This is a genomic window from Aeromonas sp. QDB34 (assembly GCF_027705405.1).
In the GTDB taxonomy this organism is placed as follows: Bacteria; Pseudomonadota; Gammaproteobacteria; order Enterobacterales; family Aeromonadaceae; genus Aeromonas; species Aeromonas hydrophila.
Genome location: NZ_JAPDBT010000008.1, coordinates 1 through 12,121 on the forward strand (window position 1 = coordinate 1; position 12,121 = coordinate 12,121).

General features: G+C 60.0%; 10 protein-coding genes. 3 read left to right on the forward strand and 7 right to left on the reverse strand.

Annotated elements, in window-relative coordinates; genetic code table 11:
• The first annotated feature begins 221 nt into the window (after positions 1 to 221).
• On the forward strand, positions 222 to 1,058 hold the full coding sequence (gene tcdA, locus OKC29_RS12395) for a tRNA cyclic N6-threonylcarbamoyladenosine(37) synthase TcdA (protein ID WP_073352207.1): 837 nt from the start codon (positions 222 to 224) through the stop codon (positions 1,056 to 1,058).
• 21 nt (positions 1,059 to 1,079) lie between these two features.
• On the opposite strand, the gene OKC29_RS12400 is transcribed toward tcdA, so the two are convergent.
• Positions 1,080 to 1,514 carry a SufE family protein gene (locus OKC29_RS12400; protein ID WP_043126117.1) on the reverse strand — a complete coding sequence of 145 codons (435 nt, stop codon included), beginning with the start codon at positions 1,512 to 1,514 and terminating at the stop codon, positions 1,080 to 1,082.
• A 13-nt stretch (positions 1,515 to 1,527) separates the two neighbouring features.
• Positions 1,528 to 2,748, reverse strand: a complete 1,221-nt coding sequence (locus OKC29_RS12405) for an aminotransferase class V-fold PLP-dependent enzyme (protein WP_073352204.1) — start codon at positions 2,746 to 2,748, stop codon at positions 1,528 to 1,530.
• Between the two features lie 152 nt (positions 2,749 to 2,900).
• Between OKC29_RS12405 and rep the strand changes: the two genes are divergently transcribed.
• The gene (gene rep, locus OKC29_RS12410) at positions 2,901 to 4,913 is read left to right on the forward strand and encodes a DNA helicase Rep (protein WP_016352380.1); all 2,013 of its coding nucleotides are present in this window, start codon (positions 2,901 to 2,903) and stop codon (positions 4,911 to 4,913) included.
• A gap of 7 nt (positions 4,914 to 4,920) precedes the next feature.
• Here the strand turns inward: rep and OKC29_RS12415 are convergent, their stop codons facing one another.
• From OKC29_RS12415 to OKC29_RS12435, 5 genes are all read right to left on the reverse strand, one after another.
• The gene (locus OKC29_RS12415; RefSeq protein WP_041216899.1) at positions 4,921 to 7,206 is read right to left on the reverse strand and encodes a putative bifunctional diguanylate cyclase/phosphodiesterase; all 2,286 of its coding nucleotides are present in this window, start codon (positions 7,204 to 7,206) and stop codon (positions 4,921 to 4,923) included.
• 85 nt (positions 7,207 to 7,291) lie between these two features.
• Complete coding sequence (locus OKC29_RS12420; RefSeq protein WP_162275798.1) at positions 7,292 to 7,747, reverse strand: c-type cytochrome; 456 nt, start codon at positions 7,745 to 7,747, stop codon at positions 7,292 to 7,294.
• A gap of 199 nt (positions 7,748 to 7,946) precedes the next feature.
• On the reverse strand, positions 7,947 to 8,975 hold the full coding sequence (gene tdh / locus OKC29_RS12425; protein WP_016352377.1) for an L-threonine 3-dehydrogenase: 1,029 nt from the start codon (positions 8,973 to 8,975) through the stop codon (positions 7,947 to 7,949).
• Positions 8,976 to 9,031: 56 nt separating this feature from the next.
• Positions 9,032 to 10,222 carry a glycine C-acetyltransferase gene (locus OKC29_RS12430; protein ID WP_042067218.1) on the reverse strand — a complete coding sequence of 397 codons (1,191 nt, stop codon included), beginning with the start codon at positions 10,220 to 10,222 and terminating at the stop codon, positions 9,032 to 9,034.
• A gap of 115 nt (positions 10,223 to 10,337) precedes the next feature.
• Complete coding sequence (locus OKC29_RS12435) at positions 10,338 to 10,982, reverse strand: TetR/AcrR family transcriptional regulator (RefSeq protein WP_073352202.1); 645 nt, start codon at positions 10,980 to 10,982, stop codon at positions 10,338 to 10,340.
• A gap of 156 nt (positions 10,983 to 11,138) precedes the next feature.
• On the opposite strand from OKC29_RS12435, the gene rfaD reads away from it, so the two are divergent.
• The gene (rfaD, locus tag OKC29_RS12440; RefSeq protein WP_024945510.1) at positions 11,139 to 12,095 is read left to right on the forward strand and encodes an ADP-glyceromanno-heptose 6-epimerase; all 957 of its coding nucleotides are present in this window, start codon (positions 11,139 to 11,141) and stop codon (positions 12,093 to 12,095) included.
• Positions 12,096 to 12,121 lie beyond the last annotated feature (26 nt).

Genomic DNA, 12,121 nt, shown 5'->3' on the forward strand with positions numbered 1-12,121 from the left:
GCGGTAGTTCAGTCGGTTAGAATACCGGCCTGTCACGCCGGGGGTCGCGGGTTCGAGTCCCGTCCGCTCCGCCACTACTTAAGAAGCCCAGTCTAACGACTGGGCTTTTTTTCATTTCCGACACCGCACTCCTTTTCCCTCACCTCAACACCGCCATCATCCGATCATCGCCCCTGAGAGAGGTTGCCGCTATAATGGCCGCCCTCAAGCAAGGTGGTGGTATGAAAGCAGAGTATCTACAGCGATTCGGGGGCATTGCCCGTCTTTATGGTCAGAGTGCGCTGCGCTCCTTCAGCCAGGCGAAAGTCTGTGTGGTCGGGATCGGTGGCGTCGGTTCCTGGGCGGCCGAGGCGCTGGCCCGGGCCGGCATCAACCAGATCACCCTGATCGACATGGACGACATCTGCATCACCAACACCAATCGCCAGATCCACGCCATGGAGGGGACAGTCGGTCGTCTCAAGACGGAGGTGATGGCCGATCGCATCCGTGCCATCAATCCGGATTGCGAGGTGATCGAGGTGGATGACTTCGTCACCGCTGACAACCTGGCCGAGCATATCAAGCGGGAGTTTGACTATGTGGTGGATGCCATCGACTCGGTCAAGGCCAAGGTAGCGCTGATTGCCTTTTGCAAGCGTAACAAGATCCCGGTGATCGTGGCCGGCGGTGCTGGCGGGCAGATGGACCCGACCCAGATCACCGTGGCCGATCTGGCCAAGACCATTCAGGATCCGCTGGCCGCCAAGGTGCGCTCCGACCTGCGCCGGCTGCACAACTTCAGCAAGAATCCGGCGCGCAAATTCGGGGTGGAATGCGTTTTCTCAACCGAGCAGCTGAGTTATCCGGATGGCAATGGCGGCACCTGCCAGGCGAAGGCGGCCAGCGACGGCAATATGAAGATGGATTGTGCCTCTGGCTTCGGTGCCGTGACGCCGGTGACGGCCACCTTTGGGCTGGTCGCCGCGTCCCGGGTATTGAAGAAGATTGCCGAGCGGGGAGCCCGTGCCGAGAAAGAGGCCGGGAATGAAGGCGCAGGGTCGATTGGCGAAGCCTGATCGACCACTGAACAAGGCGGGTTAGACAGCCTGCTCCCGGATTGCCAAAACGATAGCCCTGAGCCCGTTTCCCCGCGACGGGCTCAAGTGTTTCTCAAGCCCCAGTTCGGTGAAATAGCCCTCCATGTCGAAGGACTGTATCGCCGCTGCAGATTGGTGGTTGAGCGCCGCCAACACGATGACGATAAGGCCCCGCACGATGCGGGCATCTGAATCACAGGCAAAGTGCCAGTTACCATCCGTACCCCGTTCCCCCTTCAGCCAGGCCTGGCTTTCACAACCCTTGAGGCGAAATTCCTCCTGCTGCCATTCTCCGGGCAGTGCAGGTAGCTGTTTGCCGAGCTGGATAATGAGCCGGTACTGGTTTTCCCAGCCGCTTGCTGCCGTAAACTGCTGACGGATGCTGTTTGCGTCGGGCTCAACGCCAATCCGGGTATAGGTTGTGAGGCTGTTCATTGGATTGTCTGCCTTAGAAGAAGTCACTGAGTTTGTGCAGGGCGGCCAGCAGGGCGTCGACATCGTCCCGATTGTTGTAGCAGGCCAGGGAGGCGCGCAGGGTACCGCCGATACCGAGCGATTCCATCAGCGGCATGGCGCAGTGATGGCCGACCCGCAGCGCAATCCCCTGCATGTCGAGCAGGGTGGCGGCATCTTGCGGGTGGATATCCTCCAGCAGGAAGGAGACGGCGCCGGCGCGCTGGCCGGGTTCGCCGACCAGACGCAGCCCCGGCACCTGTTGCAGTCCGGCAACCAGATAGTTGGTCAGCGCCGCTTCATGGCTGGCCAATGAATCCTTGTCCTGCTCCATCACAAAGTCGATGGCAGCGGCGAGGCCGATGGCGCCGGCAATATGAGGGGTGCCGGCTTCAAACTTGAAAGGCAGGGTGTTGAAGGTGGTGCCGGCGAAGCTGACTCTGTCGATCATCTCGCCCCCCGCTTGCCAGGGTGGCATCCGCTCCAGCAGTTCGGTGCGGCCCCACAGCACGCCGATCCCGGTCGGGCCATAGAGCTTGTGGCCGGAGAATGCGTAGAAGTCGCAGCCGATGGCCTGTACATCCACCTCGAGATGAGCCACCGCTTGGGCCCCGTCGATCAGGGTCAGGGCCCCGACCGCCTTGGCCGCCGCCACCATCTCTTTGACTGGATTGACGGTACCCAGAGCATTGGAGACGTGAGCCACGCTCACCAGTCGGGTGCGTGGCCCCAACATGGCGTGATAGGCCGCGAGATCGAGATCGCCCCGCTCATCGAGGGGGATGACCCGGATCACGGCGCCGGTACGCAGGGCAATCAGCTGCCAGGGGACTATGTTGGCGTGGTGCTCCAGGGTGCTGAGCACGATCTCGTCCCCCGCCTTTAGTTCGCTCATGCCCCAGCTCTGGGTCACCAGATTGATTGCCTCAGTAGTGCCACGGGTCCAGATTACCTCGCGACTGTGAGGCGCATTGATAAAGCGGGTAACCGTCTCGCGGGCGGCCTCAAAGGCTCGGGTGGCGCGGCCGCTCAGGGCATGGGCGGCACGGTGCACGTTGGCGTTGTCGGCCCGATAGTAGTGCGCGATGGCGTCCAGTACCACCTGGGGTTTCTGGGTAGTGGCGGCGTTATCCAGATAGACCAGAGGGTGGCCGTTAACCTCTTGTGCCAAGGCCGGAAACTGGCTGCGCAGCCGGGCGTGCTGTTGCTGGTTCATGCTCCCCTCATATCATCTGGAAAAGTCGGCCATGATCCGGAAAATGGCGGTCAAACACAAGGCGCAGTGGCGGGATATTGCCTGCGGTTTCGGCTGCCTGCGGGATCTCTGTTACAATGCCGCCCCTCATCATAAGCCAAGAGATCCGGCCCATGAAGCTCAACCCCAATCAGAACGAAGCGGTCAAGTTTGTCTCCGGCCCTTGCCTGGTGCTGGCGGGTGCCGGATCGGGCAAGACCCGCGTCATCACCAACAAGATTGCCTATCTGGTACAGCAGTGCGGCTACAACGCGCGCAACATCGCCGCCGTGACCTTCACCAACAAGGCGGCACGAGAGATGAAGGAGCGGGTCGGCCAGACCCTGGGTCGCAAGGAGGCGCGGGGGCTGATGGTCTCCACCTTCCACACCCTAGGGCTCGAGATCATCCGCCGCGAGCACAAGAGCCTGAACCTCAAGGCCAATTTTTCCCTGTTTGACGATACCGACCAGCTGGCGCTGTTGAAAGAGCTGACCGAGGCGGAGCTCGACAACGACAAGGACAAGCTCTCGGCCCTCATCAGCCAGATATCCAACTGGAAGAACGACCTCATCCTGCCGGCTCGCGCCATGCGCATCGCCCGCGGCCCGGAAGAAGTGTTGCTGGCCCAGCTCTATGAACGCTATCACCGCCAGATGGTGGCCTACAACGCGCTGGATTTTGACGATCTCATCGTGATGCCGACCCTGCTGCTCAAGAGCAACGAGGAGGTACGCACCCGCTGGCAGAACAAGATCCGTTATCTGCTGGTCGACGAATATCAGGACACCAACACCAGCCAGTACGAGCTGGTGAAGCAGATTGTCGGCGAGCGGGCCCGTTTTACCGTGGTGGGGGACGATGACCAGTCCATCTACTCCTGGCGTGGGGCCAAGCCGCAGAACCTGGTGTTGCTGAACGAGGATTTTCCCAGCCTCAAGCTCATCAAGCTGGAGCAGAACTACCGTTCCAAGAAGCGGATCCTCAAGTGCGCCAATATCCTGATCGCCAACAACCCCCACGTCTATGACAAGGCGCTCTTCTCCGAGCTCGATGAAGGGGTGAAGCTCAAGGTGCTGTTTGCCAAGAATGAGGAGCATGAGGCGGAGCGTATCGCTGCCGAGCTGATGGGCCACAAGTTCATGAACCGCACCCGGTTCAAAGACTACGCCATCCTCTATCGGGGCAACCATCAGTCGCGCATCTTCGAGAAGGCGCTGATGACCAACCGCATTCCCTACCGTATCTCCGGCGGCACCTCGTTTTTCTCCCGCACCGAGATCAAGGACATCATGGCCTACCTCAAGCTGCTGGTGAACCCGGACGAGGACACGGCCTTCCTGCGGGTGGTCAACCTGCCGCGCCGGGAGATAGGCCCCACCACCCTCGAAAAACTGGGCCAGTATGCCAACCAGCGTGGCAAGAGCCTGTTTGCCGCCAGCTTCGAGCTGGGGCTGGAGCAACACCTCTCCGGGCGTGGTCTATCCGCCCTGCAGGCCTTCACCAACTGGCTGGTGCGGCTCGGCGATCAGGCGCTGCGCGGCAATCCGGTGGAGGCGGTGCGGGACATGATCAAGGAGATCCACTACGAGGAGTGGCTCTACGAGACCTCTCCCAGCCCGAAGGCGGCAGAGATGCGGATGCAGAACGTCTCCACCCTTTACCGCTGGATCACCGAGATGCTGGAGGGGGATGAGCTGGAGGAAGCAATGACTCTGGCTCAGGTGGTTACCCGGCTCACCCTGCGTGACATGATGGAGCGCAACGAGGGAGAGGATGAGGCTGATCAGGTGCAGCTGATGACCCTGCACGCCTCCAAGGGGCTGGAGTTTCCCTATGTCTACATGGTGGGCATGGAGGAGGGCTTGCTGCCCCATCAGACCAGCATCGATGAAGACAACGTGGAGGAGGAGCGGCGCCTCGCCTATGTGGGCATCACCCGGGCCCAGACCGAGCTCACTTTTACCCTCTGCAAGGAGCGGCGCCAGTACGGCGAGTCGGTGCGGCCGGAGCCGAGCCGCTTCCTGCTGGAGCTCCCGCAGGACGATCTGGAGTGGGAAAACCAGAAGAAGGTGACGGCCGAGGAGCGTCAGCAGAAGGGGCAGGTCGGGGTCGCCAACCTGAGAGCGCTGTTCAAGAAGGATTGAGTGGCGGTTAGCCGCGCTCGTTCTTGGTCTGGGTGAGCAGGGGGGTGATATCGGCTCCGGGCATGGGAGGCGAGATATAGCGCCCCTGGCCCATCAAGCAGCCCAGGTCGATCAGTTTCTGCAGCTGTTGCTGGTTTTCGATGCCTTCCACCACCAGAGTGAAGTCCAGATCCTGGCAGATATCGCGCATGGCACGAATGAGGGCGAGATCCTTGGGTGATTGCAGCATGCGATGGGTGAAGCTGTCATCCACCTTGATGTAGTCCACCGGAAAGTGGAACAGGGCATTGAGGGAAGAAAACCCGGTCCCAAAGTCATCCAGACTGATCTGGATACCCTTGGCTCTCAATTCGTGCAACGAGGTGAGGGCATCGGAGTCCTGCCGTGACAGCTCCCGCTCGTTGAATTCGAAGATCAGATAGCCGGGGGCTATCCCCTCGGATTCGATGATTTCAACCAACTTCATGATCTGCTCATGGCTGACCAGATGCTTGCCGGACAAGTTGATGGCCACCTTGAACTTGCTCTGGCCTGACAGCGGCAGCCACTCCTTCAATTGTTGGCAGGTGTGGCTCAGGATCTGGTAGTCCAGCTCCTGAATCAGACCGCACTGCTCCGCCAGCGGGATAAAGTCGAACGCATCCTTGAGTACCCCCTCTTCGGTGATCCAGCGGGCCATCACCTCCAGCCCGGTCAGCCGGCTGTCCTTGAGCCGGATCACCGGCTGAAAATAGGGGACGATGCGCCCTTCGCGCAGCGCTCTTGCCAGCATCTCTTCCGGCGAGGCCCAGGTCTGGACCGAGCACTCTTCCGAATAGCTGACGATGCGGCTGCGGCCGTTGCGTTTGGCCTGATACATGGCCAAGTCGGCCTGATGGAGCAGCTGGCTGATGTCGGAGGTCTGTTCCGATACGCTGGCCACCCCCAGACTGACCGTGATGCCCAGCTCGTTGCCCATCAGCCGAAAAGGGTAGGAGAGGCGGCTGATGATGCGGTTGAGTACCGGGCTGATATCCTCCTCGGTCTTGCTGTTATCCAGATAGATGACGAATTCATCCCCGCCCAGCCTGGCTACCATGTCGTTTTGCCGAATGCAGGTCTGCAGGCGGCGGCTCATCTCCTTGAGCAGCTGGTCACCGGCGCTGTGGCCCAGGGTGTCGTTGACCTGCTTGAAGTGATCCACATCGATGAAGATCAGCGAGAACCCGGGCGACTTGTAGCGGTGAAAGTGGGTCATGGCGTGGTTCAAGTGGTTCATCAATAGTGCCCGGTTGGGCAGCTGGGTCAGCGGATCGTGCAGGGCGTCGAACTGCAGCCGGCGTTCCAGCTCCTGATGCTGCTTGAGCTGCTTTTGCAGCCGGAGGTTGGTCTGACGCAACTGCTGCAGGCGCTGGTTGATGGAATCTTCCGAGTTGATGTCGTGCAGCTGCTGGCGGATCCGCCTCAGCTCCAGCAGCAGGGTGAGCTGGCTGCGCAGGAAGTCGAGAAACAGTCGGTCATCGGTTTCCAGCGGATGCTGCAGGCTGATGAGAAAGTGGGCGAAGTACTGCTGCTGCAGGCGCAGCGGTTGGCTGTACCAGTAGAGCTGCTCCTTGTGCTGCTCCATGTTGTTGGTGCTGTGGCACAACCCGGTGATGAACTCGTCGCTGTGGGGAGGCTGCTCCGGATAGATCTTCTCGAGCCGGTGGCTGTCGATGCGCACCAGCAGCATGTCCTGAATGGCCAGCATCTGGCGCAGTACTGCCTCGAGCTGGGAGAACAGCGCCTGACTGGGCAGGGTGTTGGCCAGCCGGATGATGCGGTTGATGCTCTCGATCTTCTTCTGCCAGTCAGGGTCTTTGCGGATCAGCGGCGAGGCCAGCTCCGACAGCTGGGAGCCTGCCTGGGTCTCGTTCAATCGCTTGGCCAGGCACTCCAGCAACAGGCGCAGGGTTGGCAGCTCCTTGGGCTGGCAGCAGGCCAGCAGCCACTGGACCTGACCATGCTCGACCGGCAGCGAACACCAGCCATCGGCTTCATCGAGCTGGGTCAGTTGATCTGTGATGCGTGACTCTTCCAGCCCCAGCTGCAACTTGAAACTGTCGGATATCTGGTATTCGCATACCCACTGCAGGCCGGCTTCCGACAAGCCGAGCATGCCGAAATGCTGCAGCGGACAGAGCTGGTTCAACTGCTGGATCAGGGTGTCGTAATCTTTGGAAGTGGCGGCGGAAGGGGCGGGGAAATCCATAATAGCGGAGACCAACGCCAGCAAGGGAGTCGAGTAATGGGGTGCTATTGGTTGCGCTGACATGAGTAACTCCCGGTTTACCTACCCTACAAAGAGTAGCCGGAAGTCATCAGATTGAAAGGGCCGCAAATGCGGCCCTTTCAAACACTTAGAGCTTGTCGATCATGTAGTGAATGGCGTTTTCGATCTCTTCATCGCTACAGGTGGCGCAAGTTCCTCGTGGCGGCATCACACCGGTCTTGCCTGCGAAGCCGGCAATGGCGTGTTTCTTAAGCGTTTCAATGCCTTGGGCGATACGTGGTTCCCAGGCGACCTTGTCGCCCCGCTTGGGAGCTCCGGCGATGCCGGCATCGTGGCAGGCGAAGCAGGCGCCCTTGAACACCGCTTCGCCGTCGCGCGGACCAGATGCCGCTGCCGCCGCAGGGGCTGCGCCTGCGGTCGCAATCCCTTCCAGATCCTTGGCGGTATAGACTTGACCGACAGGCTTGATCCGCTCGGCAATTGCCTCCGGTGACATATCATCGGCAGCAAGCACCACGCCGGACAAACTGGCGGCCGTCATCCCGACCGCCAGCAAATAGCTCAGTTTTTTCAACACGCTCATGTACTCCCAGCAGGCTTTTATTATCCCTAGAAAACGACTGGATTATAACCGAATAGTTACAGCCATTTAAACGCTTGTGTGTGAAGTGTTAAGCACTCTGCGTGCAAAGTTTCCTCGTCAGATCACAAACTGGCGAGGCTGGCCCGAAAAAAAGAAACCCGGTTTTCACCGGGTTTCATCTCATGGCGGGCCGAAAGGCTTATTTGTCCCAGCTGAGGATCACCTTGCCGGACTGGCCTGAGCGCATGGCATCGAACCCTTGCTGGAAGTCGTCGATGTGGAAGCGGTGGGTAATAATGGGGGAGAGATCCAGCCCGGACTGGATCAGGCTGGCCATCTTGTACCAGGTCTCGAACATTTCACGACCGTAGATCCCTTTGATAAACAGTCCCTTGAAGATCACCTTGCCCCAGTCGATGGCCATGGTAGCGGGGGGGATGCCGAGCATGGCGATTTTGCCGCCGTGGTTCATCTTGTCGATCATGTCCTGGAAGGCGCTGGGTACGCCGGACATCTCCAGCCCCACGTCGAACCCTTCGGTCATGCCGAGTTCGCTCATCACGTCGCTGAGCTGCTCCTTGGCCACGTTGACGGCGCGGGTGGCGCCCATCTTGCGGGCCAGCTCCAGCCGGTATTCGTTGACGTCGGTGATCACCACGTGGCGGGCACCCACGTGGCGGCAGACGGCGGCGGCCATGATGCCGATGGGGCCGGCGCCAGTGATCAGCACGTCTTCACCGACCAGGTCGAAGGAGAGGGCGGTGTGCACCGCGTTGCCGAACGGATCGAAGATGGCGGCCAGTTCATCGGGGACGTTATCCGGCAGCTTGAAGGCGTTGAAGGCCGGGATCACCAGATACTCGGCGAAGGCGCCAGGGCGGTTGACGCCGACGCCTATGGTGTTGCGGCACAGGTGGGTGCGGCCGGCACGGCAGTTGCGGCAGTGGCCACAGGTGATGTGGCCTTCACCGGATACCCGGTCTCCGACCGCGAAGCCGCGCACTTCCTGGCCGATGGCGACCACTTCCCCGACGTATTCGTGGCCGACCACCATGGGCACCGGGATGGTCTTCTGTGACCACTCGTCCCAGTTGTAGATATGGATGTCGGTGCCACAGATGGCGGTCTTGCGGATCTTGATCAGCAGGTCGTTGTGGCCGAGTTCGGGGGCTGGTACGTCTGTCATCCAGATGCCGACTTCTTTGTGCAGTTTGGAGAGCGCTTTCATGGTTGTTCCTTCACGATGAATGCAGAAAGAAGGGGCGCCAGGCCCCTTGATTCAAATCAGATGATGTCGAGTTCGCGGCCGATGCGAATGAAAGCATCGATGGCCTTGTCCAGTTGCTCGCGGGTATGGGCAGCGGACATCTGGGTGCGGATACGGGCCTGGCCCTTGGGCACCACCGGGAAGGAGAAGCCCACCACGTAGATACCGGCAGCCAGCATGCGGCTTGCCATCTCGGCGGCCAGTTTGGCGTCACCCAGCATCACCGGAATGATGGCGTGATCAGCCCCGGCCAGGGTGAAGCCGGCGGCGCTCATCCGCTCGCGGAAGTATTGGCTGTTCTCCTTGAGGCTGGAGCGCAGCGCATGCCCGTCGGCCAGCATGTCGATCACCTTGATGGTGGCGGCGACGATGGAGGGGGCCAGCGAGTTGGAGAAGAGATAGGGGCGGGAGCGCTGGCGCAACCAGTCGATCACCTCCTTTTTGCCGGAGGTGTAGCCACCGGAGGCACCGCCGAGCGCCTTGCCCAGGGTGCCGGTGATGATGTCGACCCTGTCCATCACGCCACAGTATTCATGGGTGCCGCGGCCGTTCTCGCCGATGAAGCCGACGGCGTGGGAGTCGTCCACCATCACCAGGGCGTCGTATTTGTCGGCCAGATCGCAGATGGATTTGAGGTCGGCAATGACGCCATCCATGGAGAAGACGCCGTCGGTGGCGATCAGCTTGAAGCGGGCGCCGTCGGCGTCAGCCTGCTTGAGCTGGGCTTCCAGCTCGGCCATGTCGTTGTTGGCGTAGCGATAGCGCTTGGCCTTGCACAGCCGGACCCCGTCGATGATGGAGGCGTGGTTGAGAGCATCGGAGATGATGGCGTCTTCGGCACCGAACAGGGTTTCGAACAGACCGCCATTGGCATCGAAGCAGGAGGAGTAGAGGATGGTGTCTTCGGTGCCGAGGAAACCCGACAGTTTCTGCTCCAGCTCCTTGTGCTGATCCTGGGTGCCGCAGATGAAACGGACCGAGGCCATGCCGAAGCCGTGGCTGTCCAGCCCCTGATGAGCCGCTGCGATCAGGTCCGGGTGGTTGGCCAGCCCCAGATAGTTGTTGGCACAGAAGTTCAGCACCTGCTCGCCGCCCACCGCAATCCGGGCCTGCTGGGCCGAGGTGATGACGCGCTCCTGCTTGTACAACCCTTCAGCCTGCACCTGCTCAAGCTGCTCGGTCAGGTGACGATAGAATCCGTTAGACATCCTCGATCCTTATTGGCTATTTCAGCTGATTATCAACAATGGGCAGTATTTTACTGCAATCTGTTGCGGTGAATTCAAATGATTGTGCTGACATTCAACAATTGTGAAACAGATCTCACCCGGCTGGTTGGGCCAGTTGACGATAGTGCTGTTCCAGCTGGCGGATCTGGTCGGCCACCTGGGGCTGCACATAGGGGCGCAGCAGGAACAGCACCCGCAAGACGCCCTGATAGAGCAACGGCTTGGTGATGCGGGTGCTGGGGGCCTGGGCAATCTGGAACGGGATCCAGCAGGTGACCACCATCTTGATGGTCTGGCCCAGATCCGGCAGATCCTCGTCGCTGACATTTATGATGCCGCCCTCGCGCAGGCTTCTGAGCAGGGCTACCACGGCGGCGCGCAACTGCTCCTGGGCCTTGAGGTATTTTTGCTGCAGCGGCTCATCGCGGCTCAGGATGTCCGGCAGATTGGCGTAGAAGAAGCGGAACTGCCACATCAGATAGAAGATGGCATCCAAATAGCCCATCAGGTTTTCCAGCTTGATCTCGTCGCTGCGCGCTGGGGTGAAGCTCTCGCTCAGGTGGCGGGCGTACTGGTCGAAGATGGAGTGGATGATGTCTTCTTTATTGCGGAAGTGGTAATAGAGGTTGCCCGGGCTGATGCCCAGATGGGCGGCAATGTGGTTGGTGGTGATGTTGCGCTCACCCTGATCGTTGAACAGCTCGGTGGCGCTGTGAATGATCCTGTCTCTGGTTTTCATCGCTGTTCCCTCTGCCGGGCCCCTGGCCGGTGAAATCGTCAAGGTCGAATCCCCTTGCGGCCCGTGATAAACTTTTCGGCAATTTCAAATTGGCTCACTATACACAGCTTTAACAGGCAGTCACACGTGGCCATCAACGTACGCGAGGCAAACTCCATGATCGTAGTAACTGGCGGTGCTGGCTTTATCGGCAGCAATCTGGTCAAGCAGCTGAACGCTCAAGGACGGACCGATGTGGTGGTCATCGATGACCTGACCGACGGCACCAAGTTCGTCAATTTGGTCGATCTGACCATTGCCGATTACATGGATAAGGATGAGTTCCAGGCGCGGATCGTCTCCGGCGACGAATTTGAAGAGTGGGATGGCGGCATCGAGGTGATTTTCCACGAGGGTGCCTGCTCCGCCACCACCGAGTGGAACGGCAAGTTCATCATGGAGGTCAACTACGAGTACTCCAAGGATCTGTTCCACTACTGCATCGAGCGGGAAATTCCGTTCATCTACGCCTCTTCTGCCGCCACCTATGGCGGGCGCAACGACAACTTCATCGAAGATCCGAAGTTCGAGCAGCCGCTCAACGTCTACGGCTACTCCAAGCAGCTGTTCGACCAGTACGTGCGTCGCTGGATGCCGGAGATCAACTCCCAGGTAGTCGGTCTCAAGTACTTCAACGTCTATGGTCCGCGCGAGCAGCACAAGGGCTCCATGGCCTCGGTTGCCTTCCACCTCAATACCCAGGTGAAGAAGGGCGAGAATCCCAAGCTGTTCGAAGGCTGCGACGGTTTCCCCAACGGCGGCCAGATGCGCGATTTCATCTATGTGGATGACGTCTGCAAGGTGAACCTCTGGTTCTGGCAGAATCCGCAGCACTCCGGCATCTTCAACTGCGGTACCGGTCGGGCCGAGCCGTTCCAGAACGTGGCCGAAGCGGTGATCAAGCATCATCAGAAGGGTGCCATCGAGTATATTCCCTTCCCGGATCACCTCAAGGGTCGCTATCAGAGCTTTACCCAGGCGGATATGACCAAGCTGCGCGGCGTCGGTTATGACGCCGAGTTCAAAACCGTGGCCGAAGGGGTCGCGGATTATATGGCGTGGCTCAACCGCTAACGGGTGAGTTTTACACCGCCATGTGC

What these genes read in the sequence shown, in the direction of transcription:
- tcdA (WP_073352207.1), top strand. Translation starts at nt 222, where the DNA reads ATGAAAGCAGAGTATCTACAGCGATTCGGGGGCATTGCCCGTCTTTAT.
- OKC29_RS12400 (WP_043126117.1), bottom strand. Translation starts at nt 1,514, where the DNA reads ATGAACAGCCTCACAACCTATACCCGGATTGGCGTTGAGCCCGACGCA.
- OKC29_RS12405 (WP_073352204.1), bottom strand. Translation starts at nt 2,748, where the DNA reads ATGAACCAGCAACAGCACGCCCGGCTGCGCAGCCAGTTTCCGGCCTTG.
- rep (WP_016352380.1), top strand. Translation starts at nt 2,901, where the DNA reads ATGAAGCTCAACCCCAATCAGAACGAAGCGGTCAAGTTTGTCTCCGGC.
- OKC29_RS12415 (WP_041216899.1), bottom strand. Translation starts at nt 7,206, where the DNA reads ATGTCAGCGCAACCAATAGCACCCCATTACTCGACTCCCTTGCTGGCG.
- OKC29_RS12420 (WP_162275798.1), bottom strand. Translation starts at nt 7,747, where the DNA reads ATGAGCGTGTTGAAAAAACTGAGCTATTTGCTGGCGGTCGGGATGACG.
- tdh (WP_016352377.1), bottom strand. Translation starts at nt 8,975, where the DNA reads ATGAAAGCGCTCTCCAAACTGCACAAAGAAGTCGGCATCTGGATGACA.
- OKC29_RS12430 (WP_042067218.1), bottom strand. Translation starts at nt 10,222, where the DNA reads ATGTCTAACGGATTCTATCGTCACCTGACCGAGCAGCTTGAGCAGGTG.
- OKC29_RS12435 (WP_073352202.1), bottom strand. Translation starts at nt 10,982, where the DNA reads ATGAAAACCAGAGACAGGATCATTCACAGCGCCACCGAGCTGTTCAAC.
- rfaD (WP_024945510.1), top strand. Translation starts at nt 11,139, where the DNA reads ATGATCGTAGTAACTGGCGGTGCTGGCTTTATCGGCAGCAATCTGGTC.